Origin of the sequence: Marinobacter shengliensis, assembly GCF_030297115.1 — a bacterium.
Taxonomy (GTDB): Bacteria; Pseudomonadota; Gammaproteobacteria; order Pseudomonadales; family Oleiphilaceae; genus Marinobacter; species Marinobacter shengliensis.
In genome coordinates, this window is record NZ_AP028062.1 from 1,827,667 (window position 1) to 1,853,043 (window position 25,377).

30 protein-coding genes and 1 other RNA gene are annotated in these 25,377 nt (G+C 57.6%); 28 read left to right on the top strand and 3 right to left on the bottom strand.

Going from position 1 to position 25,377, the window contains the following annotated elements:
- Positions 1 to 4 precede the first annotated feature (4 nt).
- From QUE75_RS08340 to QUE75_RS08465, 26 genes are all read left to right on the top strand, one after another.
- Positions 5 to 949 (top strand): DUF3102 domain-containing protein, encoded by a 945-nt coding sequence (locus tag QUE75_RS08340; protein WP_286255076.1) that lies wholly within the window; start codon positions 5 to 7, stop codon positions 947 to 949.
- Positions 946 to 2,706: a DDE-type integrase/transposase/recombinase gene (locus QUE75_RS08345; protein WP_286255077.1), complete on the top strand. Its 1,761-nt coding sequence runs from the start codon at positions 946 to 948 to the stop codon at positions 2,704 to 2,706. Before QUE75_RS08340 ends, QUE75_RS08345 begins: the two co-directional genes overlap by 4 nt.
- Complete coding sequence (locus QUE75_RS08350) at positions 2,706 to 3,869, top strand: AAA family ATPase (RefSeq protein ID WP_286255079.1); 1,164 nt, start codon at positions 2,706 to 2,708, stop codon at positions 3,867 to 3,869. Before QUE75_RS08345 ends, QUE75_RS08350 begins: the two co-directional genes overlap by 1 nt.
- A gap of 1 nt (position 3,870) precedes the next feature.
- A complete protein-coding gene (locus QUE75_RS08355) occupies positions 3,871 to 4,221 on the top strand; it encodes a hypothetical protein (RefSeq protein WP_286255081.1) in 351 nt (116 codons plus the stop codon).
- Between the two features lie 11 nt (positions 4,222 to 4,232).
- Positions 4,233 to 4,850 (top strand): DUF3164 family protein, encoded by a 618-nt coding sequence (locus tag QUE75_RS08360; protein WP_286255083.1) that lies wholly within the window; start codon positions 4,233 to 4,235, stop codon positions 4,848 to 4,850.
- A gap of 15 nt (positions 4,851 to 4,865) precedes the next feature.
- Complete coding sequence (locus QUE75_RS08365; RefSeq protein WP_286255084.1) at positions 4,866 to 5,051, top strand: hypothetical protein; 186 nt, start codon at positions 4,866 to 4,868, stop codon at positions 5,049 to 5,051.
- Positions 5,052 to 5,091: 40 nt separating this feature from the next.
- On the top strand, positions 5,092 to 5,391 hold the full coding sequence (locus QUE75_RS08370; RefSeq protein ID WP_396631699.1) for an HU family DNA-binding protein: 300 nt from the start codon (positions 5,092 to 5,094) through the stop codon (positions 5,389 to 5,391).
- The gene (locus tag QUE75_RS08375) at positions 5,384 to 5,626 is read left to right on the top strand and encodes a hypothetical protein (RefSeq protein WP_286255087.1); all 243 of its coding nucleotides are present in this window, start codon (positions 5,384 to 5,386) and stop codon (positions 5,624 to 5,626) included. The genes QUE75_RS08370 and QUE75_RS08375 overlap by 8 nt, the downstream gene beginning before the upstream one ends.
- Positions 5,625 to 5,687: hammerhead ribozyme type II (locus QUE75_RS08380), an RNA gene on the top strand. The genes QUE75_RS08375 and QUE75_RS08380 overlap by 2 nt, the downstream gene beginning before the upstream one ends.
- Positions 5,688 to 5,697: 10 nt before the next feature.
- Complete coding sequence (locus QUE75_RS08385; RefSeq protein WP_286255088.1) at positions 5,698 to 5,889, top strand: hypothetical protein; 192 nt, start codon at positions 5,698 to 5,700, stop codon at positions 5,887 to 5,889.
- Positions 5,886 to 6,485: a gp16 family protein gene (locus tag QUE75_RS08390; protein WP_286255091.1), complete on the top strand. Its 600-nt coding sequence runs from the start codon at positions 5,886 to 5,888 to the stop codon at positions 6,483 to 6,485. The genes QUE75_RS08385 and QUE75_RS08390 overlap by 4 nt, the downstream gene beginning before the upstream one ends.
- On the top strand, positions 6,482 to 6,985 hold the full coding sequence (locus QUE75_RS08395; RefSeq protein ID WP_286255092.1) for a hypothetical protein: 504 nt from the start codon (positions 6,482 to 6,484) through the stop codon (positions 6,983 to 6,985). The genes QUE75_RS08390 and QUE75_RS08395 overlap by 4 nt, the downstream gene beginning before the upstream one ends.
- A gap of 12 nt (positions 6,986 to 6,997) precedes the next feature.
- A complete protein-coding gene (locus QUE75_RS08400) occupies positions 6,998 to 7,351 on the top strand; it encodes a Mor transcription activator family protein (RefSeq protein WP_286255094.1) in 354 nt (117 codons plus the stop codon).
- Between the two features lie 138 nt (positions 7,352 to 7,489).
- A complete protein-coding gene (locus QUE75_RS08405) occupies positions 7,490 to 8,134 on the top strand; it encodes an outer membrane beta-barrel domain-containing protein (protein ID WP_106695531.1) in 645 nt (214 codons plus the stop codon).
- Positions 8,135 to 8,145: 11 nt separating this feature from the next.
- The gene (locus QUE75_RS08410; protein WP_106695532.1) at positions 8,146 to 8,649 is read left to right on the top strand and encodes a TlpA family protein disulfide reductase; all 504 of its coding nucleotides are present in this window, start codon (positions 8,146 to 8,148) and stop codon (positions 8,647 to 8,649) included.
- A gap of 141 nt (positions 8,650 to 8,790) precedes the next feature.
- On the top strand, positions 8,791 to 8,904 hold the full coding sequence (locus QUE75_RS08415) for a DUF4266 domain-containing protein (protein ID WP_244178298.1): 114 nt from the start codon (positions 8,791 to 8,793) through the stop codon (positions 8,902 to 8,904).
- Complete coding sequence (locus QUE75_RS08420) at positions 8,891 to 10,045, top strand: DUF3570 domain-containing protein (protein ID WP_396631700.1); 1,155 nt, start codon at positions 8,891 to 8,893, stop codon at positions 10,043 to 10,045. The genes QUE75_RS08415 and QUE75_RS08420 overlap by 14 nt, the downstream gene beginning before the upstream one ends.
- Positions 10,046 to 10,064: 19 nt before the next feature.
- On the top strand, positions 10,065 to 10,616 hold the full coding sequence (locus QUE75_RS08425) for an AraC family transcriptional regulator (RefSeq protein WP_286255102.1): 552 nt from the start codon (positions 10,065 to 10,067) through the stop codon (positions 10,614 to 10,616).
- Positions 10,617 to 10,624: 8 nt separating this feature from the next.
- The gene (locus QUE75_RS08430; protein WP_286255105.1) at positions 10,625 to 12,577 is read left to right on the top strand and encodes a coiled-coil domain-containing protein; all 1,953 of its coding nucleotides are present in this window, start codon (positions 10,625 to 10,627) and stop codon (positions 12,575 to 12,577) included.
- Positions 12,570 to 15,455: a tetratricopeptide repeat protein gene (locus QUE75_RS08435; protein ID WP_286255107.1), complete on the top strand. Its 2,886-nt coding sequence runs from the start codon at positions 12,570 to 12,572 to the stop codon at positions 15,453 to 15,455. Before QUE75_RS08430 ends, QUE75_RS08435 begins: the two co-directional genes overlap by 8 nt.
- Positions 15,442 to 16,011: a tetratricopeptide repeat protein gene (locus tag QUE75_RS08440; RefSeq protein WP_286255109.1), complete on the top strand. Its 570-nt coding sequence runs from the start codon at positions 15,442 to 15,444 to the stop codon at positions 16,009 to 16,011. The genes QUE75_RS08435 and QUE75_RS08440 overlap by 14 nt, the downstream gene beginning before the upstream one ends.
- A gap of 15 nt (positions 16,012 to 16,026) precedes the next feature.
- A complete protein-coding gene (locus tag QUE75_RS08445) occupies positions 16,027 to 16,332 on the top strand; it encodes a hypothetical protein (RefSeq protein ID WP_106695537.1) in 306 nt (101 codons plus the stop codon).
- Between the two features lie 139 nt (positions 16,333 to 16,471).
- The gene (locus tag QUE75_RS08450) at positions 16,472 to 17,179 is read left to right on the top strand and encodes a MotA/TolQ/ExbB proton channel family protein (RefSeq protein WP_106695538.1); all 708 of its coding nucleotides are present in this window, start codon (positions 16,472 to 16,474) and stop codon (positions 17,177 to 17,179) included.
- Positions 17,180 to 17,204: 25 nt separating this feature from the next.
- Entirely contained in the window at positions 17,205 to 17,717 is a 513-nt protein-coding gene (locus tag QUE75_RS08455; RefSeq protein ID WP_106695539.1) for an ExbD/TolR family protein, read from the top strand.
- Positions 17,714 to 18,214, top strand: a complete 501-nt coding sequence (locus QUE75_RS08460; protein ID WP_106695540.1) for an ExbD/TolR family protein — start codon at positions 17,714 to 17,716, stop codon at positions 18,212 to 18,214. The genes QUE75_RS08455 and QUE75_RS08460 overlap by 4 nt, the downstream gene beginning before the upstream one ends.
- 5 nt (positions 18,215 to 18,219) lie before the next feature.
- The gene (locus tag QUE75_RS08465; RefSeq protein ID WP_286255117.1) at positions 18,220 to 19,194 is read left to right on the top strand and encodes an AgmX/PglI C-terminal domain-containing protein; all 975 of its coding nucleotides are present in this window, start codon (positions 18,220 to 18,222) and stop codon (positions 19,192 to 19,194) included.
- Between the two features lie 42 nt (positions 19,195 to 19,236).
- Here QUE75_RS08465 and QUE75_RS08470 read toward each other — a convergent pair whose 3' ends face one another.
- The 3 genes from QUE75_RS08470 to QUE75_RS08480 form a co-directional block, all read right to left on the bottom strand.
- The gene (locus QUE75_RS08470; protein ID WP_286255118.1) at positions 19,237 to 20,961 is read right to left on the bottom strand and encodes a diguanylate cyclase domain-containing protein; all 1,725 of its coding nucleotides are present in this window, start codon (positions 20,959 to 20,961) and stop codon (positions 19,237 to 19,239) included.
- 41 nt (positions 20,962 to 21,002) lie between these two features.
- Positions 21,003 to 22,805, bottom strand: a complete 1,803-nt coding sequence (locus QUE75_RS08475; protein WP_286255119.1) for a PHA/PHB synthase family protein — start codon at positions 22,803 to 22,805, stop codon at positions 21,003 to 21,005.
- Positions 22,806 to 22,877: 72 nt separating this feature from the next.
- Positions 22,878 to 23,234, bottom strand: a complete 357-nt coding sequence (locus QUE75_RS08480) for a phasin family protein (protein WP_286255122.1) — start codon at positions 23,232 to 23,234, stop codon at positions 22,878 to 22,880.
- 140 nt (positions 23,235 to 23,374) lie between these two features.
- On the opposite strand from QUE75_RS08480, the gene QUE75_RS08485 reads away from it, so the two are divergent.
- Together QUE75_RS08485 and QUE75_RS08490 are read left to right on the top strand one after the other, a co-directional pair.
- The gene (locus QUE75_RS08485) at positions 23,375 to 23,695 is read left to right on the top strand and encodes a TraR/DksA family transcriptional regulator (RefSeq protein ID WP_106695545.1); all 321 of its coding nucleotides are present in this window, start codon (positions 23,375 to 23,377) and stop codon (positions 23,693 to 23,695) included.
- Between the two features lie 37 nt (positions 23,696 to 23,732).
- Complete coding sequence (locus QUE75_RS08490) at positions 23,733 to 25,196, top strand: SLC13 family permease (RefSeq protein WP_286255124.1); 1,464 nt, start codon at positions 23,733 to 23,735, stop codon at positions 25,194 to 25,196.
- The last annotated feature ends 181 nt before the right edge of the window (positions 25,197 to 25,377 follow it).

Sequence of the window (25,377 nt, forward strand, 5' to 3'; positions counted from 1 at the left end):
TGACATGGCACGAAAACCCACGAACTACGAACCCGAAATTGCACCAGCGCCTACTAACACTGAGGTTTTGACAGATGCATCGCAAAGCCTGGCTGTTCACTCGTCGGAAATCATGGAGCGCTTCGGCGATGGCCTTCCGTACGACCGAGCCCGGCTGGTGAATGAGGCAAAGTTCTACATGGCTCAGTCCGCAGAAGCCATGCTGGAAGCCGGAAAGCGCCTGATTCTGCTCAAGGAGAATGAACCTCACGGGGACTTCACCGACATCGTTGAAAGTAAGCTCGGGCTAGCAGAGCGGACCGCACGACTCATGATGCAGGCCACTATCAAATATTCGTCACCGCAACTTGAGTCAAAACGGCAGACGTTTGCCGTTTTGGGAAAGAGCAAGCTATTCGAGCTCATGATTGAAGACGATGAGGATCTAGCCGAGCTGGCCGAAGGCGGCACAGTGGCAGGCCTTACCCTGGATGACGTAGACAGGATGAGCGTCCGCGAACTCCGCCGATCCCTCCGCGAAGCCCGCGAAAACGCCGAGGCCCGAGCCAAGGTGCTGAGCGACAAGAACAGCAAGATCGACGCCCTGGATGCCGAACTGACCAAACTCAAATCCAAGCCGCCCCTAGTGGAAACTCTGCCGCCAGACGAGATGGCACAGAGGCTGTCAGAAGTGGTTGCCCGGCACGCTGCCTCGGTACTGGGTGAGATCAACCGTTGCTTGCTGCCTGCCTTGCGGGCTCTGGATGAGCACGACCACGCCAACGGTACCCGCCACAACGTGATGGCCGCAGGCCTGGTAGCCCAGATTGAAACCCGCCTGGCCGAATTGCGGGCTGACTTTGATTTGCCCCGCCATCTGGACGGTGATGCCACCCCAGACTGGCTGCGTGATGATGCTGAAGAGGTGATCCAGAAGGCCATCGAGAGTGCGGGAGGCACCGCGCAATGAGTGTGCTTACGGAGCAATTGGTAACGATTGCCCAGCAAGCCAGGGCGCTGCCCCACGGTGAGCGAACGCCCTTTTACGACCGCTGGGCCGATCAACTGAACATGAGCAGGGCAACCCTGCTTCGCAAGATCAAAGGTGTAGCCATGACCAAAACACGCAAACGCCGCTCGGATGCCGGGCAATGCAGCCTGGAGCTGTGGGAGGCCAAGTTGCTGTCCTCTGTGCTGGTGGAAACCATCCGCAAGAACGGCAAGCAAACCGGCACCCTGAAAGACACGGTTGAGCTGCTGCGTGCAGACGGCAAGATCCGGGCAGTTCGGGTAGATACCTGCACCGGCGAGGAAATCCCCTTGTCAGATGATGCTATCGGCAGGGCCCTGCGCAACTACGGGCTGCACCCAGACCAACTGCTACAGCCCACGCCAGCCGTAGCTTTGCGCAGTGCTCACCCGAACCACGTGTGGCAGGTGGACGCTTCGATCAGTGCCCAGTTCTACATGGATACGGACGGCTCCAAAGCCATCGACCGAGCCCAGTACTACGAGGGCAAGCCAGAGAACCTGAAAAAGATCGAGCGCCAGAGGCTTTGGCGCTATGTGATCACAGACCACACCAGCGGCTGGCTTTATGTGGAATACGTTCTGGGCGCCGAGACCGCCGAGAACCTGATCAACGTGTTCATCAATGCCATGCAGAAACGAGACGGCGACCCGGCCCATGGCGTGCCGTTTGTGATGATGACAGACCCAGGCGCTGCCATGAAAAGCGCAATGTTCCGGAACTTGTGCCGGGGCCTTGGGGTAGACCTGATCATTAACCAGGTGGGCAATGCCCGCGCCAAGGGGCAGGTTGAGCAGGCCCACAACCTGGTAGAACGGCTGTTCGAGAGTCGGCTGGCTATCCAGAAGGCGAACAGCCTGGAGGAGATAAACCAGCTTGCCTGGCGTTGGGCGGCCTACTTCAACGCCACATCTGTGCATACCCGCACCGGCGTTTCCAGGTACTCCAAGTGGTTGACCATTACGCAGGACCAATTGCGGCTGGCGCCATCTGTTGAAGTTTGTCGGGATCTGGCGGTAAGCGATCCAGAAACCCGTGTAGTGGACAACGAGCTGTGCATCAGCTTTCGGGGTAAGCAGTTCTGTGTTGCCGATGTGCCTGATGTGGGAGTTGGCCAGGAGCTGCTGGTCGTCCGCAACCCCTGGCGTGATGAAGACTCTGCCCAGATCGTGCTGAAAGACGCCAACGGGCGAGAGTACTTCCAGGTGGTGGATCGGGTGGAGCTGGACGAAAACGGATTCAAGGCCTCCGCAGCGTTGATCGGATCGGAACACAAGGCCATTGCAGCAACGATGGCCGAGCGCAATCGGGATGAGCTGGAACAGATCGCTACCGGTACCGACAGCAAGGAAGCCGCTGAAGCGGCCCGTAAGGCCAAGCGCCGCGTGTTTGCAGACATCAACCCCCATGCCGATGTGGAGCAACATAAGCCGGTGGATTACCTACCCAAACGCGGTACCGCCCTGGACGTACTGACCCCAGAGATTGTTACCAAGCCGCTTACTCATGTGGAAGCCGCAAAACAGCTTCGTGACCGCCTTGGCCGGTTGTGGAAAGGCGCTGAGCACTTCACCTGGCTCCAGCAGAATCACCCTGATGGCGTGCCATCAGAAGCTCTGAACGATATTGAAGCCGACCTTAGGGCCGATGACAAACGGAGCCAAACTGGCCCGCTGCGTGTTGTGGGAGGTGCCTGATGCTCAAGTTAAAAGGCGCACTCACTTCTGTGGGCAAAAGCCAGGCAGACCTGGCCCGGGCGGTTGGCGTTAACCGCTCTGCCATCACCCATTTGTGCAACAACAACCTCTGGCCGAAATCGATAGACCGGCCAGAGCTGGAGCAGAAGATCAGAGGTTTTCTGGAGAGGTGCGGTGCTGCGGCGGCAACCGTCAGCACCGCGTTTGACGACGAAACAGCGCACGACGATGCGCATCAATCATCAATGTCCTCGGAGGACGAAGAAATGTTACTACGCAAGCAACGCCTGACACCAGCTGCAAAGAAAGCCTTTGGCATCTTTCGGGATCCTTTCGATGAGCTGCATTCACCAGATGAGATGTGGGTGAGCCCAGATATCCGCTACGTTCGCGACTCAATGTACACCACCGCTCGCTACGGGGGCTTTGTGGCAGTGATTGGTGAGTCTGGTTCTGGTAAGAGCACGCTGCGCCGGGACCTGGTGCAGCGCATCGAAGACGAGCACCTACCTGTAAAGCTGGTGGAGCCCTACGTGGTGGAGGCAGAGGACAACGACCGCAAGGGCAAAACGTTCAAGAGCAGCGACATTACGTCCGCCTTGCTCGCTGCCGTAGCGCCGCTGGAGAAGCCGAAGATCAGCCCTCAAGCCCGCTTTCGCCAGCTCCACCAGGCACTAAAAGACAGCCAGGCGGCCGGTTACCGCCACTGCCTGGTGATTGAGGAGGCGCACAGCCTACCGATTCCGACACTTAAGCACCTGAAACGCATCCTGGAGCTGGAAGTGGGCTTCACCAAATTGGTGTCTGTAATCCTAATTGGCCAGCCAGAGCTTGCCGACAAGCTGTCGGTAAATCGAATGGATGTTCGCGAAGTGGTGCAGCGGTGTGAGGTGGTTACCTTGAACCCAATCGATCCTGCAGATCTTGCCGAGTTCCTGGCCTTCCGGTTTGAGAAATCTGGTCGCAAGGCGGACGGCTTCCTCGATGAGTCTGCTATCGATGCCATCGTGGCACGACTGCGCCTGCCCAGCAGAAAGCGCGATGTGCGTGTTTCCAACCTGTACCCCCTTGCCGTAGGCAACCTGATGACCGCAGCCATGAACCTAGCAGCAGAGCTCGGTGTGCCCCAGATTGATGCCCAAACCATCAACGGAGTCGGCTGATATGGCTATGTACCCAACTGCTTACCTGGAGCACTACGCCGACAAGTACGCGGCCAACATGCTCTACAAACACGGCCTGAAACTGGATGCCTACCTGGCCGATCCGGGTCGGTATGAGCACTTGCTAACCGCACCTTTTCCGCTGATGCCGGCACAGACCAAGGTTCGTGTTCGGTTGATTCGCAAAGAGGCTCTTCAGCTGCAGGCCGACACCATCACTCAGCAACTCGACGGACTGCCGCGCAACAACGTGCGGCCGTTCGAGCCACTTCGCCACCAGCGACACCCAAAGCGTCGCGGGATTGCCAGCTGCTTCAAGCGCTCCCGCCGCCCTCAACCCCAAACCACATGAGGCTTTGCTTTATGACCACTGAACCGAATTCCGACAAGTTCCGCCGTAACGCCCAGGGGCACCTGGTTCCAATTGACAAAATCAAAGATATAGACCGGCTCCGCGATGACCTGGTACTGAGCCTGATTAAACGGGTGAACAAGCTTCACGAAAACATGCGTGAGTTCAAAGCAGAGGTTGCCAGTGAAATTGATGCATTTCTGGAGCTTAGCGCCAGCGAGTACGACACAGCTTATGGTGGCAAAAAAGGCAACGTGACGCTGCGCAGCTTTGATGGCCGGTACATGGTCAAACGCAACATCGCGGATCGTGAGGTGTTCGACGAGCGCTTGCAGGTAGCCAAAGAGCTGATCGATCAGTGCCTCCACGAATGGACAGCTGACAGCCGCTCTGAAGTTCAGGCGTTGGTGGAGCACGCGTTTCAAACCGACAAGGAAGGCAAGGTAAGCCTGAGCCGAGTGCTCCAGCTCCGGCAGGTGAACATTACCGATGAAAAATGGCAGAAGGCCATGCATGCGATCGCTGATGCCCGCCAGGTGATTGGCTCAGCTAAGCACCTGAACTTCTACGAGAGAGAGGGTGAAGACGGCCCGTATCGTCACATCCCTCTCGATATTGCCAAGCTCTGAGGCGGGAGGCCTGTGATGGATAAGCAGATCACTCTGGAAATGCTAGCACGTCGAATCGCCACAATTCGCCGGGTACTCGATGATACGAACGAACCTGAGGAGTTCTTAAGTGCAGAGATAGACGGTTATCGAATGGAGCTAACGACTGAAAACTTTCGAATCGAAGACGACGGCACCTTCATTTTTTACACAGACAAATAAAGGTCGCCCTAAGCAAGGGCATAACCAAGAGGAACTACCTGTGAACAAGAACCAACTGATTGAAGCGTTGATTGCCAAGCACCACCAGAAGCGCGAAATGTGCCTAATCAGCAAAGCCGACATGACCGCCATCGTCGATGCCCTGGGCGAAATCGTTCATGAGCAGCTGGCTCATGACGAAGAGGTCGCGCTGCCAGGTATCGGCAAGCTGTCTGTAACCCAGCGGGCAGCCCGTATAGGCCGCAACCCGCAGACCGGTGAAGCCATCACTTTGCCGGCCACCAAAACGCCGAAGTTCCGGGCAACCAAGTCACTGAAAGAGGTGGTGAGTCATGGCTGATCCCGCACAAAAGACAGAGGCGGCACCCGTCAGTGCCACCCTGACAATCACCGAAATGCCCGGGGGAAACGGAGTCTCCATCGACTTTACGCTCAGCGAGCCCTACCGGGCGGAAAACCCCTCCATGGTGCAAAGCCTGGCCATTGCCGCGCTGGACCACATGAGGGACTACCTGAAGAGTCGGGGCAGCGATTTGGAAGAACAGCTGGAGCTCCGCCACCGAAAGCCCCATTAAGCGAAACGCCCCACGGGGCGTCTGCCGGGCGTGGTGGCCCGGTACTGATGAGCAGCCAAACCGGAGGAAGCATGGCCCCCAAGACAATAACCACCGAACTTGGCACCGAGCGCCGCTGCACCAAATGCGGCGATTACTGGCCAGATGACGCCGAGTTCTTCTACACCCGGCGCGGGCGATCGCACCAGCCTTGCAAGGCGTGTTATGCCCAGCTGCCTTCACGGCTGGCCAAAAAGGCCGGCGTATCAGGAGCCACCGCATGAAGCGCGACAACCGCAAAGGCGTACTCGCCCAGATCCACATTGCCCGCAAAGAGCTGGCCCTGGACGAGGACACCTACCGCCAGATGATCGCCACCGTTACGGGTGGCAAGCGCTCCTGCTCTGACTGCAGCGTGGCGGAGCTGCACAAAATTGTGCAGCACATGAAGGAACGGGGCTTTAAGGCCAAGCCCCGGAAGCGCGTGGCGCAGTACCCGGGCACCCCTCACAACCTGGACAAGCAGCCCATGCTCCAGAAGATTGAAGCCCTGCTGGCAGAGCTGAAGGCGCCATGGAGCTACGCCGATGCCATAGCAGAGCAGCAGTACCGGATCGAGCGCGTGGCTTGGCTGCGAACAGGTTATCAACTGACTGGCGTTATCGCGGCTCTGGATGTTGAGCTTCAGAAGCGCCGCCTGCTGGCAGCGTTAGAGCGCCTCCTTCAGGGCCACGCCCTAACGCTGGACGACATCGAGGCCCGCCACCCGGACCTGCCCCGGAACTGGCGGCGAAACCGGAAGTGCCTGGGGCGCCTGTGCGACCACTACATGGCACCCGCTGACATGCTGGCCGCACGCCAACAGGGTGAAAGCGCATGAAGCTAGGCCGCTGCCCCGTCTGCCACAGCCACCTGCACCTGGATGCATTGATTCAGGATGATGCTGGCAGCGAGCTGCTGGGCCTGCTGTCCGGCCTTGGCCGCCCGCTGGCCCGGCCACTGGTGCAGTACCTGGCCTTATTCCGGCCGGCCAAGTCGGACCTCAGCAACGCCCGCGCCCTCAAACTGGCGCAGGAAACGCTGGCCATAGCAGATCGCGACAGCCTGACCGCAGCCCTGCAGGACACCGTGCGCAGCTTGCATGAGAAGCGCCAGCGGGGCGAGAGCCAGCCCCTGAAGAACCACAACTACCTGAAGCAGGTGCTGGCCACCGTTGCGCCGGACGCCCGCCGTGCCGCCGCTGAACAAAATGGCAGCCGACCTACAGCGTGGGAAAAGAAACAGGGCATGGATGAGACCGCTGAAGAGGCGCAGCGTAAATGGGAGGCGGACATGCGTCGACGGGGCCTTGATCCCGACAAGTACAAGACCGTTAAGTAGAGGGTTTCGATAATGTCCCGAATGAAAGCACTGCGGCACGAGTTGCTACGAGATCTCTCGGCCCAAACGGATTCTTTGCTACGTGACTATGGCATTCCGGTGGATGTTGCTGACCAGGTGGGTCATGCTTTAGCTGATCACATGGCGCAGCACTGGGGTGGTCAACTCGTCAATTTCCCAAAGGATGCTCGTTTCGAGGTTGCTCAGCGGGATCTCGACATATGGTCTGAATTTAACGGTCGCAACCATCCATACTTGGCCCAGAAGTACAACCTATCCCAGAGGGCCATCTACGACATTGTTAGAAGGATGAAGCGGCAGGCGATGGAGGATCAAAAAGACCTGTTTGACCCCGACGAAGATTGAAATCTTTTTTCAATTTCCGTTCCGCTATTTTCCGTTCCGTTTTTATATATCCAACCTTTATCTCGCTTTCCCTGAATCACTTATCTCACTTCCCCTCAAAGTGTTCACTACCCGGTCCACCAACGAAGAAGCGACAGAATGGAAAATCGGACTAAGCATCTTTTTCTGAAACCGCTGTGCCTCGGGGCAGGGCTATGCATAGCCATGGGGGCCCAGGCCCAGGATGACCGTCCCTTGATCGAGCCGGATGTTACCCCGGTGCCAGTCACTGAGGCGTTGATTGACACCGAGAATTTTGAAATCGGCGTTTTTGTGGGCGTGCTTAATATCGAAGACTTTGAGTCGTCACTGCTTTATGGCGGCAAACTCACCTACCACTTCAGTGAGTCCTTCTTTTTTGAGGCAGGGATAGGCTTCGCGGAGGGCGGCGAGACCAGTTTCGAAAAGCTGGCCGGTAACGTGGAGGTGCTCACCGATCGTGAGCGGGATTACAGGTATTACAACATCAACCTTGGTTACAACGTGCTTCCGGGTGAGGCCTTCCTCACCGAGAACTACGCATTCAACACCAATTTCTACCTGATCGCAGGCGCCGGCGCCACCGATTTTGCCGGTGATACCCGGTTTACCCTGAACGTGGGGGCGGGCTATCAGGTGCTGTTGACGGACAGCGTTGCCGTTCATATTGGCTTGCGGCAGCACTACTACCGAATAGATGTTCTTGGAGCCGAGAAAACCTCCATGAACACCGAGGTCAGCACTGGCCTGTCGGTCTTTTTCTGAGTACAGGAGCAATGGTTATGAAAGCATCCATAAGATCACTGGCAGCAGCGGGCATCCTGGCTTGCCTCAGCCCGCTGGCAGGCGCAGAAGCTATCAATGTCCCGGCTCCGGATTTTACCCTGGAAAGCCGTTCCGGGGAGAACCTGAGGCTGGAGGATCATCGTGGGGAAGTGGTGATGCTGAACTTCTGGGCTTCCTGGTGCGGACCCTGCCGTCAGGAAATGCCTCTGATGGATGAGTTGTACAGCCAATACAAGGATCTCGGTTTCACGATTCTCGCGGTCAATGTGGACGGGAATCGGGATGCGGCGCATCGCTTCCTGGACAAGGTGCCCGTGAATTATCCGATCCTCTACGATCCGGAGAGCTCGGTGAGTGAACTGTATGAAGTGCAGGCCATGCCGACCACCGTGATGATCGATCGCGATGGTAATGCCCGTTATATCCACTACGGATACCAGCCGGGCTACGAAGACGAGTACGAACAGCAGATTCGCGAACTGGTGCGCGAGTAATTTTCGGACGGGACGTATATGCGTAGTGTGTCGATCTTCACTGTCTCCGCCCTCCTGGTCGCTACGGTTGCGGTTTCTGGGTGCAGTTCAGTCAAGCCGTGGGTGAAACCCTATGAGCGCGATAATCTGGCGGATCCGGTCATGAGCCTCAGTCGTCACGGCACAGCGGATTCCTACATGCACCATGTCTATCAGGCCCGGGAGTCTGCACGGGGAGCGGAAGGCGGCTCGGGAGGTGGTTGTGGCTGCAACTGACAGACAACGGTTAGTACGGTCCGGGCTCTTTTTGCTGGCGCTGTTTGGGCATCAAGCCATTGCGGCAACCCTCCCGGTCGATAACGTGGATGTCCTGTACCACCGCTATGAGGGCGGTGGCATGGTTATCGACGGGCCATCCGTTTTGGTGCGCAAAAGTATCGGTCCTCAGGTTTCCGTATCTGGACAGTACTATGTCGATTCTGTTTCGGCTGCCTCCGTAGACGTTCTCGCTACAGCCAGCCCTTACAAGGAAGAGCGCAAGGAGTACACCTTTGGTATCGATTACCTGCATGATAAATCCATTCTCAGTCTCGGCTTTACCAACAGCAGCGAAAACGATTACGAAGCCAATACTCTGTATTTTTCTGTCAGCCAGGAATTTTTCGGGGGCATGTCCACGTTGACCATGGGCTATGCCAACGGCTGGGACGAAGTGCGCCGGGTAGGCAACGATTCGTTCAGGGAGGAAGCCGATCGTCGAAACTATCAACTGGGTCTGAGCCAGATTATTACCCGCAACAGCCTGATAGGTCTCGACCTTGAGGTCGTCACGGATGAGGGCTTCCTGCAGAATCCGTATCGTCAGAACCGCTATATCGATCCCAATGATTCCACGGCGTTTCTCTATCAGCCGGAGCGGTATCCGGAAACCCGCACAAGTACCTCCGTCGCGATCCGTGCCCTCTATTACCTGCCTTACCGAGCGTCGCTCCGAGGTGAATACCGCTATTTTTCGGATACCTGGGGCATCACTGCCCATACCGCTGAACTTGGATACGTACACGGGTTGAACCCGCACTGGACCCTTGAGGCTTCCGTTCGTTACTACCGCCAGAGCGAGGCGGATTTTTACAGCGACCTTTTCCCGTTCGAGAACTCCCAGACCCACCTTGCACGGGATAAGGAGCTTAGCTCGCTTTCCGGAACAACCCTGGCAGTAGGCGCGGTGTATGAATGGAAACAGACGTCTCTTCCGGGCATAGATCGCCTGCAGTTCAGTCTTCTGGTGGACTGGTTGAATTTCGAATATGACAACTTCCGGGATGTCACCGCAGCCGGGGACTTTCTCCCTGGTGACGAACCCCTTTATTCCTTCGATGCCTACGTAACGCGGGCGTCGTTGATTCTTGAATACTGAGCATGCAGGAAGAACGACCATGGCCACTTGCTTGAACCATCGATTTTCGGCGCTTCTGGCGGCACTCATTCTCGCCCTGGCGGCCCCGGCATTCGCCCAGAACAATCCCGGGTCGGAGGCGGATAACAGAGCGGTCGCCGAACAGGTGGAGGCCCTCAAGAAGAAAGTAATCCGCCTTAATCGGGACCTTTTTATCCTCGAGGAGGATCTGCTGTTCCCGGCCAACACCCAAGTTGCTGTGTTTCTCAGCGTTGACGCCGGCAAGTTCCTGAAGCTGGATGCAGTGAAGCTGAAGGTGGACGATGAGATCGTTGCCTCTCACCTCTACACGGAGCGACAGGTGAAAGCACTTGAACGCGGCGGCATGCAGCGTCTGTACGTGGGCAACCTGAAAACCGGCGTCCACCGGATGACGGCGTTCGTTGAGGGAATCGGTCCGGATGAGCGGCCTTATAAGCAGGCCGCGTCCCTGGAATTTGAAAAGGGCACTGGCACCTCCGCTCTGGAAATCCGTGTTGAGGACCGCTCCTCCAACTATCAGCCCTCTGTATCCATTGTGGAGTGGGAGTAAGGCGCGCCGTGGGATTGAAAGTAAGCCAGCCGTCAGGTCGACGCCCGATAGTTTTTACGGGCGCTTTGCTGTGGCTGACCATCATTGCGCCAACCCAGATTCAGGCCGGGCAGCCCCAACCCGAGCGTGCCCACGACCTTCGGTACGGCTGGGCACTTTATGAATACCATCAAGGCAACGCCCTTGAGGCTCTGACCCAGCTGGCGGTTGCCCGGGAACAAGGCGGCATTGAAGGGCATGGTGATCACCCTGCTTTGGTTGAAGGCGGACTCATGCTGTCCTGGGGTATGACCCGTGAGGCCAGCCGATTGTTCACGGAATTACTCGGTGCTGATGGCGCCGGCAGCATGCTTTCGGCCGATGTCCGCAATCAGGCCTGGTTCTACCTGGGCAAGGTGTTCTACCTGGAAGGTGACCATGAGCTGGCCAGCGAGAATCTGGAGCGCGTGGATGGCGACATACTGGCCAGGGCTAACCACGACCTGTTCCGTGAGTGGATTTATCTGCAAGCCCGACTGGCCATGATGTCGGCCAGGCTCGGAGACGAAACGGAACTGGCGTCGCTCCAGGCGCAGCTGGAAGACACTGATATTTGGTCCCTTTACCTGCGGTACAATTCGGCCGTTTCCTCCCTGGCTGCAGGGGACGCTGTTGCGGCCGAAGCGGAACTGCAGGCACTCATCTCCCTCATTGATCAGTCTACCGACTCTGACGAACCAGAGGCCGAACGCCAGGGACTCTTGAGCCGGGCCCGCCTGTCACTTGCCAGACTGTATCTCAGGGGTAACCAGTTCGACGCAGCCCTGAGGGTTCTTGGGGAAATGCCCCTGAATGGTGTGTTCGCCGATCAGGCCCTGTTTGACTATGCCGTAGCCGCGGCCGGGCAGGGCCGGCCGGAGCGGGCACTTGATGCTCTCGATACCCTCGCGAAGCGCGATCTGTTTTTGCCTTGGCGCCAACAGGTACCGTTTGCCCGGGCCTATGTGCTTGAGCAAATGAACCGGCCCGAGAGTGCACTGCCCGCTTTTCAAAAGGCAGCCGACCATTACCAGTCCCGTATCGAGGAGCTCGACAAGATCCGGGATGGACTCAGTGAAGAGAGCCTGATGGCCCAGCTCGATTTCAGCCGTGATAGCGACGGGATTCTCACCGATTCCTATGGACGGCTGCGGGTACAGCCAGTCGATTTCGGCATGGCCGAAGTGCTGGCTTCGGAAACCTTCCAGCAGGCTCTTGCCGAATTGAACGAGCTCTACCGGATGCAGTCCTTCATCGCCGAACGCCAGTCACGGTTCGAATCCTTCCGGATCATGCTGGAAACCCGTGAACAACAGCGCCAGGTTCGAATTGCCCAAACCCGTCGGGCGCTGGAAAACCAGCAGGCGGACCAATGGCAGCAGTTGCACCAGGAATTCAATGAGAAGATTTCCAGGGCATTGACGGAAGAAGACGCCGGGTTCTTCATGACCTCGAAACAGAAGGCACTGAGAGACAAGCTCGATGACGTTGAAGAAACTCTGGCGGGCTTGCGCGACGACACGACCACGGCCGGCCAGCGTGCGACCTATCAGAGGATGCGCGCCTACTTCGACTGGTGGGTTGCGGATGACTATGGCGTGAATCGCTGGGCGGCGCAAAAACAGTTGCGGGAGCTGGATCGCGAAATGGATCGCTTTCAGGCCCAGCGGCAGCGGGTTGAAAAACTGATGGCCGACGACGCCCGCCATGCTGAATTGGCCCAACGCATCGCTTCCAGTGAACGGGAACTCGCGACCCTCGGGGCAGAGGTTGCCGATGCGTTGGGGAAGGCCCGGCAAGCCCTCTTGAGCCAGGTAGACACAATGCTTGTCGCCCAGCAGGAGGAGCTTAACGGTTATCTGTTGGCTTCCCGTCATGCCCAGGCGAGGCTCGCGGACCAGCTATTCCGTGCATCGCAAAGCGCAGGAGCCGGTGATGAGTAACCGGATGCCTGGAAAGATCGTGAAAGGACTTGTCATCGCCGGGACCCTTATCATGGCCAGTGGCTGCCAGATGCTGCAGTCAATGATGCCAGCCGGCAACGAGGAAATGCCCCGGGTCCGTGAGGGCACTCTGGCAGCGCTTCCGGCGACCGAAACCCGGCAAGCCAGTGACAGTAGTGAATCTGGTAGCGACCCGGCGGGTGATGTCTCCATCGAGACGGTGGTGGAGAGTTACAAGGCACTTTTGCCCCTTGTGGACGATCCCCGGAAGCAGGTCACCATCCGGCATCGGTTGGCCGATCTGGAGTTCCAGCGGGCGGAGCGTAAAATGGCCGATACCGCCGTGGATGAGCTTTCTGATGCTATTGAAGCCTACCAGCGTCTTCTGTCGGAATATCCACAGCGCGAAGGCAATGATCAGATCTACTATCAGCTTGCCAGGGCCTGGGAGCTTCGGGGTTCGACGCCTCAACAGCTTGATGCCCTGGATACCCTGGTTCAACGTTACCCCGATTCGGACTACTGGATTGAAGCCCAGTTCCGGCGCGGCGATCTGCTGTTTATCGACGGCCGGTACCGGGATGCTGAGCGGGCGTTCGACGAGGTGACCCAGGCCAGCCAGGAACGCATGGCCGACGCCTCGTTTCTGGTGAACGCCCATTACATGAAAGGCTGGAGCCTGTTCAAGCAGGCGCAATACCAGGAAGCCCTGTTCAGTTATGTGGAGGTGCTTGATCTGGTGATGCCTGAGGGGCAACCGGTTGCGGATGTGGATCAGCGGAACCAGACCCTTATCGAAGATCTGTTCAGGGTGGTGGGGCTGTCACTGTCTTACCTCGACGGTGCGGAAACACTCCAGGCGCTGTTCCGTCAGACGGGTGGGCGTCCGTATGAAATACTGGTCTACGACCGCTACAGCGAGCTCTTGCTCGAGCGGGAACAATACAGTGACGCGATTGATGTCTTTGAAGCCTTTATAGAAGACCATCCGGCAGGCCCCTGGGCACCGCGCTACCACATCCGGATTATCGATACCCTGGAGCTGGCCGGCTTCACCGGCACCATCCCTGAACGAAAGGCCGGCTTTGTCAGCCTTTACGGACTCTACAGCGATTACTGGCAGTCAGCGGGCCCCGATGCGATCGTTTTTATCGAACAGCAACTGGAACAGCTGTTGCCAGAACTGGCAGACCGTCAGTACCTGCTGGCAGGGGAAGCCACGGGTGATCAGCAGGCCGACGATCACTACCGCAAAGCTGCCAGTTATTACGCCGAGTTTGCGGCTACCTTCCCGAATCATCCCCGTACACCTGAGCGTCTCTTTCTCCTTGGTGAAACCCATCTGGAGCTGGAAGACTGGCCGGCCGCCATCGCAGCGTTTGAGCGGGTTGCCTATGACTACCCCGATGACAGGGTGCCCGAGCGGGCAGCTGAGGCAGGTTACGCTTCGGTACTGGCCTTCCGGGAATATGCAAAGACATGGGACAACCAATCCGTATCGGAGCAGGTGGCCTATCGGGAGCTACAGCAGTTGAATCGACTGAGGTTTGCAAACGCGTTTCCGGGCGACCCTCGGGCTCCGGCGGTGTACTACATCGCGTTGCAGCGGGAGTTTGACCAGAACAATTGGGAAGAGACCGTCAACATGGCGGCCCGCCTTGTTACCTGGCAGCCCGCGCCTCCGGCCAGATTAACGACCGAAGCCTTGTTGTTATATGGCCACAGTGTGTCCGAGCTGGCGCGATACGCAGAGGCGGAACAGGCTTACCGAGATGCCTTGGCGACAATGACTGAAGACGATGAACGCAGGGGCGGGGTGCGCGAAAATCTCGCCGCAGCTGTCTATCGGCAGGCAGAGCAGTTGGCTGATGCCGGCAATGTGGAGGCTGCGGTCAGCGAATTCCTGCGAGTCGGCACCACTGTTCCCGAATCCGTCCTGCGGGCAAATGCGGAATATGACGCTGCCTCCCTCCTTATCACCGCCAACCTTTGGGATCAGGCCATCGGTGTGCTGACCAGTTTCCGGCAGTCTTTCCCGGACCATGAACTGATTGATACGGTCCCGGCAAAACTGGCGCTGGCCTACCGTGAAACCGAGCAATGGGAGCGGGCAGCCGACGAACTTCAGCAAATGGTGACCCTGGCGACAACGCCGGAAGAGCGAAGGGAAAATCTGTTAATTGCAGCAGAATTGTACGACCAGGCCGGCAACCGGGAAAAGGCGATCGACACCTGGCGAAAATACGCCAACCGCCATCCCGAACCCGCTGATGTCTACATGGAAGCAGCCAATCGACTGGCTGAGCTCTATCAGGAAGAAGGTGATGCAGAAAAACGGGATTTCTGGTTGCGCAAGCAAATGGAAACAGTGGACCAAAGCCCGGACGCATCTGACGATCGCATGCGTTACCTTGCGGCATCAGCCTCTGCAATGCTCGCCCGCGATGCCCTTGCCCGATATGACAGCATCCGCCTGACGCTGCCTCTGAACGAGAGCATGACGGCAAAGACCGATGCACTCGAAAGGGCCGTCAATGCCTACAAGAAAACAGCCAGCTACGGCCTCTCGTCGTTTGCCACCGAAGCGGGTTACCAGATCGCCCATATCTATGGACGCCTTGGTGCCGATCTGATGGACTCGGAGCGCCCCACCGGTTTGAGCGAGCTTGAACTGGCTCAGTACGAGCTACTCCTGGAAGAACAGGCCTACCCGTTTGAGGACAACGCCATCGATATTCACGAGCAGAACATCCGGCGGGCCCGGGAGGGCATATTCGATGAGTGGGTTCAGCGCAGCTACGAGGCCCTGAAAGTCCTGTTGCCGGGGCGTTACCGGAAGGAAGAAGTGACCTCGGGGGTTGTCTATGAGCTCGATTAAGGCCGAAGGGCTCTGTCTTTTGGTGATCGTCACATTGGCTGGATGCGTGACAGCCCCAACGCCGCCAGAGTCTGGTGGGCAAGCTGAGCAGGCTGTCCTTGACGCCTCATTCAGCGAAGCGGTTCAGGCCATGGAGCAGGGCGACCTTACCGACGCCAGGGCCCGGTTCGAGCAACTGGCGAGGGACTATCCCGATAAGTCCGGACCCATGGCAAACCTTGGCATCATGGCGTTCCAGGAAGAAGAGACCGATACCTCGAAACAATGGTTTGAGCGTGTGCTGGCGGTGAATCCCGAACATGTCCAAGTGTTGAATCATCTGGGCGTGATTGCCCGACACGCCGGAGAATTCGATGAGGCAGAACGGTATTACCGCGCCGCGCTGGCCGCGGATCCGGATTATGCGCCCGCGATTCTTAATCTGGCTTTCCTGTTTGATATCTACCTGGGGAAACCTGCGGATGCGGTTGAACTCTATGAGCGTTATCAATCGGCTGCCAGCGAGCCGGACCCGAGACTGGAAGACTGGATCTTCGATGCGAAGAACAGAATCTGATGTGGAAAAGGTGATATGAAACGTACCGCGCTAATCGCTCTCGCAGTCACCGTCCTGATACCCACGGCGCCCATGCTATACGCCCAGGACACCTTGGGCGTTGTGACCATTGAGGGCACACGCATCCGTGGTGATCAGGAAGTGCCTACGGTGATGTATCTGGTGCCCTGGCAGCCGCCTGAAGTGGATGAGCTGCGTGGGCCGGAGGAACGCCTGATGGTCGATCAGGGCCTTCGGCCCCTGGAGCGCTACGAGTTTCAGCGTTTTATCAGGTACCACGAAGCGTTCATCAGCCAGACCCAGGCAGCAGATGGGGAATAGACTGTGATGGTTGTCGCATCCCGAGTGTGTTCCTGCGCAATATTAAACAAACCCTCACACAGACTTTCGCGAACTTACCCTTGCAGGGGAGTTACGCGCTTAGACTGATCTGAAAACCGGACCATGGAGTGCCCAGAAAATGATCGATACCGCCGTTCGCTTCTTCCAGGAAGGTGGCTTTTTTATGTTTCCGATCGCCGTTGTGCTGATTGTCGGACTCATTGTTGCCATTGAACGTTATGTCTACCTTTCCGCCCAGAAACTGACCAACCGTCGGGACTTCAACCGACTACACCAGATGATTGCCAAGCGCGATCTGAAGGGGGCCCTGAATTATACCCAGGAGTCCGGTAGTGCCATGTCGACCATGATCGGTTTTGGTCTTCAGCGCCTGGCCCGCCGCCAGGGTCGAGAAGAAATCGAATACGCCATGGAAGAAGGGCTGCTGGATGTCATGCCCCGTCTGGAGAAGCGCACTCAGTACCTGGCAACGCTGGCCAACATCGCCACGCTGCTGGGCCTGCTTGGTACCATTATCGGTTTGATTGCCGCCTTTACCGCAGTGGCCGCAGCGGACCCGGCCCAGAAGGCGAGCCTGTTGTCCCAGAGTATCTCGGTTGCCATGAACACCACCGCCTTCGGCCTGATGTCGGCCATTCCGATGCTGCTGATCCACTCGCTACTGCAGACCAAGACCAATGAAATCGTCGACAGCTTCGAGATGGCCGGCATCAAGGTTCTGAACCTTCTCAGCGACGGCTCTGGTTATAAACCCGGCGCCCAACCACAGCCCCAGAATGTCGGCGCGCCGGCACAGGTAGCGACTCCGGCCGGTAGCCCGGCCTGATAACCAGCCAGAAGGATATCAGGCCATGAGACGGAAGCATCGTCGCCTACAAAGTGAGGCCGATCTCGACATCACGCCATTCATGAACCTCATGATTGTGCTGGTGCCGGTACTGCTGCTGAACATGGTGTTTGCCCACACCAGTGTTCTGGAACTGAACTTCCCGACCGGCGAGAGCTTGTCGGTAGAGCAGGCTGAAGAACTGCAGATCCAGGTGGTGATCTATGAAGATCGGCTGGTCGTTGCGGATAACCAGGGCGGGGTTATCAAGAACATCCCCCAGCGCGAGGGTGAGTATGATTTCGGTCTGCTCAAGGATGTCATGAAGGAAATCAAGAGCCGTGTGCCGGACAAAAAGGATGTGGTCATCATGCCGTCCCGGCAGACCTCCTATCAGTCACTGGTTTCCGTGATGGACACCGTGCGTTCTTATGAAGCCGTGGTGGCTGGCAGTGTTGTTGAGGCAGAACTGTTCCCCGAAATCTCGCTCGGTGATGCGCCTGCCCAGGCCTCGGGATCCGCGGAGGTGAGTTCATGAAAGAATCCGCCAAGGCCCGCCGTCTGAAGCGCCACTATCGGCGCAACAAGAGCCAGGGAAAGATGAACCTTGTGTCGCTGATGGATATTTTCACCATCCTCGTGTTCTTTCTGATGGTGAACTCGTCGTCTGATGTACAGGTTCTCAACCAGAACAGCACCATCAAATTGCCTGATTCCACTGCCCAGCAACCCCCGGGTGATGTACTGGCACTGACCGTGACCGACCGGGATATTCTGGTAAACGGTCGACTGGTGGTGAAACGTGACGCCTTCCAGACCTTCGACGGGCAGGTTGAGCCATCCCTGAAGCAGGAGCTCGACTACCAGGCCAGCCGTTCGTCGGCGCCAGCGCCGGATGCAGGTCGCCCGATTACCATACTTGCGGACCGGGAACTTCCTTACGAGCTGCTCAAGAAAATCATGTCCACCTGTGTGGATGCGGGTTTTGCCAGCATTTCCCTGGCGGTTAATCAGCGCACGGAACAGGGGGCCTGAGGCTAATGGATTATCGCTACGGATTGCCCTGGAATCAGGAGAGGGGAGAGCGCAAGCGACTGTTGGCGGCGGCGGTTGTCGTCGTGCCCCTGTTTCTGGTTTTCGCGGGCTATGTGAGTTGGGTAGAGTTGCCGGAACAGGATCGGCAGGAACAGGAAGCCTTGCCGCCCCAGCTAGCGAAGCTGATTATTGAGAAAAAAGAGCCACCCAAGCCGGTGTTGCCAGAACCGGAGCCGCCAAAGCCTGAGGAAAAGCCGGTGGAGCAGGCGAAGCCTGAGCCAAAACCCGAGCCTGCTCCCACGCCGGTTGTTCCAGAACCGGAAGTGGCTCAGAAGCCAGAACCAGAACCCAAGCCGGAAGAGGTGGCCAAGGCTCGGGAAAAGGCGAAAAACACCGGTATTCTGGCCATGGGTAATGAGCTCTCGAAGATCAGTTCGCTAGCGGAATCGGTCAAGCTGGATAGTCCGGTTACCAATACCGCCGAGCCGATCGCCAGGAAGGCCGGTGATACGCTGGCGTCCCGCGCTACTGAAAACACCCGCAGTAGTGGCGTGAACGAAACCGCCTTGACCCGGGAAACCCGTGAGCTCGCCCTGGCAGAGCGGAAGCGCGCGGAGGTGGCCGAGGCTGAACGTGTGGCTGCGGTAAAAGAGACAGTGCGCAGGGAGCAGCAGGAAACTGCCTCGAAATCCCGTAGCCGCGAGGAACTGCGCCGCACCATGGATGCCAACAAGTCCGCCATCTACAGCATCTACAATCGGGAGTTGCGCCGAAAACCTTCGCTCCAGGGCAGTATCACGCCAGAGCTGGTCATTGAGCCAAATGGAGCGGTTTCCAGTTGTTCGGTAGTGGAGTCAACGCTCAATGAACCGGCACTCGAGAACAAAATCTGCAACCGGTTGCGGCTGGTGGATTTTGGTGCACGGCCAGGGGTAGACAAAACCACCATTCGTTATCCGATCGAGCTGTTGTCGAGTTGATGGTGTGAGCGGCATCCGGGTTGCTACCTGGATCGCCGCTGATCAGGCGCTTTCGACAGCGCTGGGCGCAAACAGCGTGTAACAGTTCCGGCCGTCGCGTTTGGAACGATACATGGCGATATCGGCACCGTTCAGAAGCTCCTGAACGGTAGTGCCATCCTCCGGATACAGGCTGATGCCGATGCTGGAGCCGATCTGGATACTTTCGTTATTGATAATGTAAGGTTTCCTGTTCAGCTCGATCAACCGCTCCGCCACCTGGGTGACGTCCGAAAGCTTGTCGAGCTCCGGCAGCAGCACAATGAACTCATCGCCGCCGAGCCGCGCGAGGGTATCGTCTTCACGCAGGTAATCGCGTACCCGGGCGGTAAACTGAAGCAGCAGCTCGTCGCCGACCGCATGTCCAAGAGTGTCGTTGACCTCCTTGAACCGGTCCAGGTCGATAAACATCACCGCCAGCAACATGTCTTTTCGGTGTGCGTGGCGTATGGCATGTTCCAGACGATCTTCCAGCAGTCGCCGGTTGGGAACGCCGGTGAGTGCGTCGTAGTAGGCGAGCTGGCGGATCTGCTCTTCGTTCTTGCGATTCTGGGTAATGTCGGTGAACAGGCCGGCGTAGTGCGTGGTCTGCCCGTGATCATCAGTGATGGCGGTGATGGTCAGGAGTTCCAGGTAAAGCTCGCCGGTTTTGCGCCGGTTCCAGATCTCACCGCGCCAGTAGCCATGGGTTGTCAGGGACTGCCACATGCGCTTGTAGAACTCCGCATCGTGCCGGCCGGAGGATAGCACCTCTGGTGTGCGCCCGATGACCTCGTCCGGACTGTATCCGGTCAGTTGGGTAAAGGCCGGGTTCACGAACTCGATCCTGACATCCTTGTCGGTCACCATAATGCCTTCGAACGAGGATTCGATAACCCTCTCGGCCAGCTGCAGAGTACGGCGGGACTTTGCCAGCGCCTGGTCCCGCTGTTCGAGCGCTTCCCGCAGGTCATCCAGGTACATCTGTTCGGCGCCAGCGAGCATATCCTGGTAGCCGATCAGACCGGTCACTTCACCACTCAGGTTGACCACCGCCAAGTGCCGTATCCGGTGATCAATCAGCAAATCCCGGGCGTGGATCAACGGGTCTTCTTCGTTGACGGTGAGCAGGGGGCGCGTCGCCAGCTCATGTACCGGAGTGTTGCTGGTGTGGCGGGCGATAAAACGCACCATATCCCTTTCGGTCAGGATGCCCAGTTCACCGTCGCCACAAGTCACCACCACCGCATCTGCGTGGTGATGGTGCATCTGGCTGGCGACTTCAGCGAGTGATTGGGTTCCATTGGCCAACAAGGGTGGCCGGGCAACCACGGCCCGGACTTCCCGGAGTTTCAGGTAGGGTTCCAGCCCCTGATTGAGCGCCAGGTCAGTCTGGGACAAGATGCCAACGGGTGCTTCATTTTCATCGACGACCAGGAAGTGTCGCTTGCCGCTGTCTCTCAATCTGATGGCTGCCTGGCCGGCGTCCATGGTGCTGGGTAAGGTCAGAACCGGAGAGCCCATCACCGTGCTGACCGGCTGGTTGAACCGGTCGGGGTCACTGAAATCCAGTGCCAGGGCATCATGTTCTGTCCAGATGCCGATCACGTGGTCCTGGTCCGCGATCAGGATCGAGCTAACGGAGTTTTCCGACATTCGCGCCGCTGCGTCGGCAATACTGGTTTGAGGACTACATTGCAGTAAAAGCCCGCTGTACATAATGCGGGAAATGGGGAGCGGCTGCGCCATCGATAATCCTGTTTTTATCAGCGTTTTATCACCGCTCCAGTTTAGCAACGACCGGCCTCCGCTGCCTTAACTTTCACGTAGCTGCCCGGCGCATCCTCCAGGATGTCAAGCTTGCCGTCTCCGGGCTGCCGCGCTGGCACCTGGGGGCCTTCAAAGTTCGCTATCCAGGTTTTCCAGTGCGGCCACCAGGAACCCTGGTGGTGCTCGGCGGACTGGAACCAATCGTCCGCGTCCGCTGGCAGGTCGTCGTTGGTCCAGTAGCCGTACTTTTCCTTGTAGGGTGGATTGATAACCCCTGCGATGTGTCCGGAACCAGACAGTACGAAAGTGACCTGGCCTCCGTAAACCTTGGCGCCTTCGTAGGTGGTTTTCCACTTGGCGATGTGGTCCTGGCGGGCAGACAGGAAGAATGACGGAACCTGAATCTCGGCCAGGTTGATAGATTCACCAGCCAGGCTGAGGGCATCGGGCTCGACCAGCCGGTTGTGCAGGTACATTTCCCGCAAGTAGTAGCTGTGCATTCGAGCGGGCAGGTTGGTGCCGTCGGTGTTCCAGTAGAGCAGGTCAAACGCGGCGGGCTTCAGGCCTTTGAGATAGTTATTGGTCCAGTACGACCAGAACAGGTCGTTCTCTCGCAGCAGGTTGAAGGTAAAGGCCATAGCGCGGCCATCCAGATACCCTTTCCTGTCCATGGCGCGTTCAATACCACGAATCGAGTGGTCGTTGATAAATACACCAATACCGCCGGGATCAGAAAAATCCAGCAACGTGGTCAGGTAGGTGGTGCTGACAATTGGCTTGCGCTGTTTTTTCTCGAGCCAGGCCATGGTAGAGCCTAACAGGGTGCCGCCAATACAGTAGCCGATGGCGTTCATCCGCTCCTCGCCAGTTGCCTCTCTGACGGCATCCATGGCAGCCAGTGGCCCCAGGGTCATGTAATCTTCCCAGCCTTTGTCCTTTTGCGCTGGCCCCGGGTTGCGCCAGGACACCACGAAAACCGTCTGGCCCTGGTCTACCAGCCATCGGATAAAGGAGTTCCTGGCGGTCAGGTCCAGGATATAGAACTTGTTGATCCAGGGCGGGACAATCAGTAGCGGGCTCTGGGCGACGGTTTTGGTCGTCGGCGTATACTGGATCAGTTGCATGAGCTCATTCTGGTAAACCACCTTGCCTGGGGTCGTGGCCAGGTTACCGCCCACTTCAAACGCCGAGCGGTCGGTCATGCCCACATTGAACAGGTTCGGGTTCTGGCGCAGGTCTTCAACCAGGTTGCGCATGCCGTCAACCAGGTTCATGCCTTTGCGTTCCCAGGTAATACGTAGAACTTCCGGGTTGGTCAGCGGATAATTGGATGGTGACAACGCACTGGTCAGTTGGCGTGCGTAGAACAACATCTGGTCCCGGCTTGGGCCAGGCAACCCCTCCATATTCTCAACCCATTGCAGGAAGGCTTTCGAATTGATCAGGTAGGCCTGCTGAAGTACGTCGAACGGCAGATGTTTCTGCCAGTCTTCGGCCAGAAAACGGCGGTCGTCCTGGTCGGGTTCAACAACCGGACCAGCGGGTTTGCCAGTCAGGCGGGCAAGAGTGTAACGGGCCAGGCCCAGGTGCTTTTTGGCCAGGTCAATTTCCGCGCTGGCAAACCGCAACGGATGAAGCAAAAGGTCTTCAGCCATAGTTCGATAGGCGTCCGACATCTCGCTCAGGGTAGAAAGCTTGGTGTCGTCTACCAGGCCGGTGTCACCGAGCCATTTTTCCAGCTGTTGCTGGCCCTGGCGGACATTGTCATCGAACGCCTTTACCAACTGGTTTGCGGTTTTACTGACCAAATCCAGACCAAACATGGCGCCTCCTGGCAACAGATATAAAAAGGTCGGAAAGGCAGTGCCAATCCGACCGTTGCAGCTGTTAAAACATCAAGCCGCGGATTTGTTACCGCCAGATTTCTGGGCCGGGGCTTTCTCTTTGGCGGTTTCAGGGGCTTCGGCCTCAAACACTTTCTGCACCTGCTCACGGGTCTCGGTGAGATAGTCCTGCCAGGCTTTCCAGTCACTGGTGAACTGTTCGCTAAGTGATTTGAGAGTTTCTGCCTGTTCGGAGGTTACCTGCTTCAGGCCATCCAGGTTGCGTACTTCGGATACCTTGCGGGCCTGATCCATGGCAACGTCGGCATAGCGACGAAAGGCTTCCATCTGCATTTCGGTAGCTTTGCTGAACTGGGCGAACAAGGTTTGGTTCAGGCGGTTGGCTTTTTCGAAAAGATCGGTGCTCATTTAATACAACTCCTTTGTATATGGGATGACTGAGCAGCTAGTCTACCGTATGGGGAATGACACGATTTTGACAGGCGTCAAACCCCGATTCAGCATATTCTCTAGGGTATAGACCAATAACAACCCGCCGGGAGATGGCCATGAGCAATCGTAAATCTGAACTTGAAACCCTGAAGGCCGACCTTGAAGCCAGGCTGGTGCGTTATCAGGCTCATCAGCGCCGGGAGACCGGAGCCCTTGACAAGGATTTTGAAGAGCAGGCTAGCCAGACCCAGAACGACGAAGTGGTGGATTCGTTGGAAGTAGAAACCCGGGCAGAGCTTGTTCAGATTGCCCATGCCCTTGATCGTATCAACAACGGTCTTGGGGACGAGTGCGAGAAGTGTGGTGAGGAAATTGACCCCAGACGTTTGCAGGTGTTGCCCTACACCACAGTTTGTGTAGATTGCGCCGCTGATTGAGCAGGCCAGTTCATCGTCCCAAACCAGGGGGTAATACATGACAGCAACGCAGTCTTCGGAGAGCAAGCCTCGGGGTTTACCCAAAAGCCAGGTTATCGGTTTCTTCCTGGGTGTCCTGTTTCTTCTTGTCACCCTTCTGGTACCAGCGCCGGAGACCATGAGCCCGGAGGCTTGGGCGGCGCTGGGGCTGATGTTGCTGATGGCCACCTGGTGGTCAACCGAGGCCATCCCGATTCCTGCGACCGCATTGCTGCCGATTGTTCTGATTCCGGCCCTGGGGCTGGGGTCGATTGGTCAGGCGACGTCACCTTACGCTAATCCGATCATTTTCCTGTTCCTGGGTGGCTTCACCCTGGGGCTGGCCATGCAGCGCTGGAACCTGCACCGTCGAATAGCCCTGCTTACGCTCAGGGCCGTGGGTGACCAGCCCAAGCGCCAGGTGGCCGGGTTCATGTTGGCCACCGCATTTCTCAGCATGTGGGTCAGCAATACGGCCACGGCCATCATGATGTTGCCCATAGGTTTGTCTGTGGTGGCGATGATAGATAGCTCCAACCCTGAGGGTGTGCGGCGCTATGCAACCGCTTTGCTGTTAGCCATTGCCTATTCGGCGAGTATTGGCGGAATTGCCACCCTGATTGGGACACCGCCCAATGCCTTGTTGGCAGCGTACCTGAGCGAAAATCAAGGCATTTCCGTGGGTTTTGCCCAATGGATGCTGCTGGGTGTACCGGTGTCGGTGGTCATGCTGGTGCTAGCCTGGTGGTGGCTGACCCGGAAGGATTTTGGCATTGGTGGCTCGGCAGATAGCGGGGAGATGATTCAGAATGAGCTGGCGAAACTGGGCTCCATGAGCCGGGGTGAGAAGCTGGTTGCCCTGGTGTTTCTGGTAACGGCGGCCGCCTGGATTTTCCGGCCTTTGTTGTCCGCCAGCCTGATGCCGTGGCTCAGCGATACCGGCATCGCGATTGCGGCTGCCATTGCCATGTTTATTATTCCTGTTAACACCGCCGAGCGGGTGTTTGTGCTGGACTGGGATTCGGCCAACAAGCTGCCCTGGGGTGTGCTCCTGCTATTCGGTGGTGGTCTGGCCATGGCGGGTGTTATCAGTAGCTCAGGGCTGGCGGAGTGGATTGCCCAAAGCCTTGGTGTTGCCGGGGTGTTGCCGACACTGGTCATGATTGTTCTGGTCGCTACTGTCATTATTTTTCTGACGGAAGTGACCAGCAATACCGCCACCGCCGCAGCGTTCCTGCCCCTGTTGGGTGCCCTGGCCATGTCGCAGGGTGTGTCGCCGTTGTTGCTGACGGTGCCTGCGGCCATCGCGGCCAGTTGTGCCTTTATGATGCCGGTAGCGACTCCGCCCAATGCGATTGTGTTTTCCAGTGGCCACATGCGAATTGCCGATATGATTCGAGCTGGTTTTGCCCTGAACATTATTGGCATCATTGTTGTGACCTTCATCAGCTACCTGCTGCTGGGGGTTGTCTTTACCCTCTGATGGGGTAGCTCGCCCATCGGTTTTCCTTCCCCGCGGCCTGTTTCGGATACCTTCCGGAGCGGGCCGGCATTCGTGGTTCCGTCGAGCCTTGAACCAGTTCTCAGTCCTTCCATGTCAGGCCCCTTCTGCAGCGACAGATTTGAGGCACAGTTATCTTTAAGCCGGTCGCGATTTCGGTATC

Bases quoted from the DNA above. Each gene is read 5' to 3' on its own strand.
- QUE75_RS08340 (WP_286255076.1), top strand. From the start codon at position 5: ATGGCACGAAAACCCACGAACTACGAACCCGAAATTGCACCAGCGCCT.
- QUE75_RS08345 (WP_286255077.1), top strand. From the start codon at position 946: ATGAGTGTGCTTACGGAGCAATTGGTAACGATTGCCCAGCAAGCCAGG.
- QUE75_RS08350 (WP_286255079.1), top strand. From the start codon at position 2,706: ATGCTCAAGTTAAAAGGCGCACTCACTTCTGTGGGCAAAAGCCAGGCA.
- QUE75_RS08355 (WP_286255081.1), top strand. From the start codon at position 3,871: ATGGCTATGTACCCAACTGCTTACCTGGAGCACTACGCCGACAAGTAC.
- QUE75_RS08360 (WP_286255083.1), top strand. From the start codon at position 4,233: ATGACCACTGAACCGAATTCCGACAAGTTCCGCCGTAACGCCCAGGGG.
- QUE75_RS08365 (WP_286255084.1), top strand. From the start codon at position 4,866: ATGGATAAGCAGATCACTCTGGAAATGCTAGCACGTCGAATCGCCACA.
- QUE75_RS08375 (WP_286255087.1), top strand. From the start codon at position 5,384: ATGGCTGATCCCGCACAAAAGACAGAGGCGGCACCCGTCAGTGCCACC.
- QUE75_RS08385 (WP_286255088.1), top strand. From the start codon at position 5,698: ATGGCCCCCAAGACAATAACCACCGAACTTGGCACCGAGCGCCGCTGC.
- QUE75_RS08390 (WP_286255091.1), top strand. From the start codon at position 5,886: ATGAAGCGCGACAACCGCAAAGGCGTACTCGCCCAGATCCACATTGCC.
- QUE75_RS08395 (WP_286255092.1), top strand. From the start codon at position 6,482: ATGAAGCTAGGCCGCTGCCCCGTCTGCCACAGCCACCTGCACCTGGAT.
- QUE75_RS08400 (WP_286255094.1), top strand. From the start codon at position 6,998: ATGTCCCGAATGAAAGCACTGCGGCACGAGTTGCTACGAGATCTCTCG.
- QUE75_RS08405 (WP_106695531.1), top strand. From the start codon at position 7,490: ATGGAAAATCGGACTAAGCATCTTTTTCTGAAACCGCTGTGCCTCGGG.
- QUE75_RS08410 (WP_106695532.1), top strand. From the start codon at position 8,146: ATGGTTATGAAAGCATCCATAAGATCACTGGCAGCAGCGGGCATCCTG.
- QUE75_RS08415 (WP_244178298.1), top strand. From the start codon at position 8,791: ATGAGCCTCAGTCGTCACGGCACAGCGGATTCCTACATGCACCATGTC.
- QUE75_RS08425 (WP_286255102.1), top strand. From the start codon at position 10,065: ATGGCCACTTGCTTGAACCATCGATTTTCGGCGCTTCTGGCGGCACTC.
- QUE75_RS08435 (WP_286255107.1), top strand. From the start codon at position 12,570: ATGAGTAACCGGATGCCTGGAAAGATCGTGAAAGGACTTGTCATCGCC.
- QUE75_RS08440 (WP_286255109.1), top strand. From the start codon at position 15,442: ATGAGCTCGATTAAGGCCGAAGGGCTCTGTCTTTTGGTGATCGTCACA.
- QUE75_RS08445 (WP_106695537.1), top strand. From the start codon at position 16,027: ATGAAACGTACCGCGCTAATCGCTCTCGCAGTCACCGTCCTGATACCC.
- QUE75_RS08450 (WP_106695538.1), top strand. From the start codon at position 16,472: ATGATCGATACCGCCGTTCGCTTCTTCCAGGAAGGTGGCTTTTTTATG.
- QUE75_RS08455 (WP_106695539.1), top strand. From the start codon at position 17,205: ATGAGACGGAAGCATCGTCGCCTACAAAGTGAGGCCGATCTCGACATC.
- QUE75_RS08460 (WP_106695540.1), top strand. From the start codon at position 17,714: ATGAAAGAATCCGCCAAGGCCCGCCGTCTGAAGCGCCACTATCGGCGC.
- QUE75_RS08465 (WP_286255117.1), top strand. From the start codon at position 18,220: ATGGATTATCGCTACGGATTGCCCTGGAATCAGGAGAGGGGAGAGCGC.
- QUE75_RS08470 (WP_286255118.1), bottom strand. From the start codon at position 20,961: ATGGCGCAGCCGCTCCCCATTTCCCGCATTATGTACAGCGGGCTTTTA.
- QUE75_RS08475 (WP_286255119.1), bottom strand. From the start codon at position 22,805: ATGTTTGGTCTGGATTTGGTCAGTAAAACCGCAAACCAGTTGGTAAAG.
- QUE75_RS08480 (WP_286255122.1), bottom strand. From the start codon at position 23,234: ATGAGCACCGATCTTTTCGAAAAAGCCAACCGCCTGAACCAAACCTTG.
- QUE75_RS08485 (WP_106695545.1), top strand. From the start codon at position 23,375: ATGAGCAATCGTAAATCTGAACTTGAAACCCTGAAGGCCGACCTTGAA.
- QUE75_RS08490 (WP_286255124.1), top strand. From the start codon at position 23,733: ATGACAGCAACGCAGTCTTCGGAGAGCAAGCCTCGGGGTTTACCCAAA.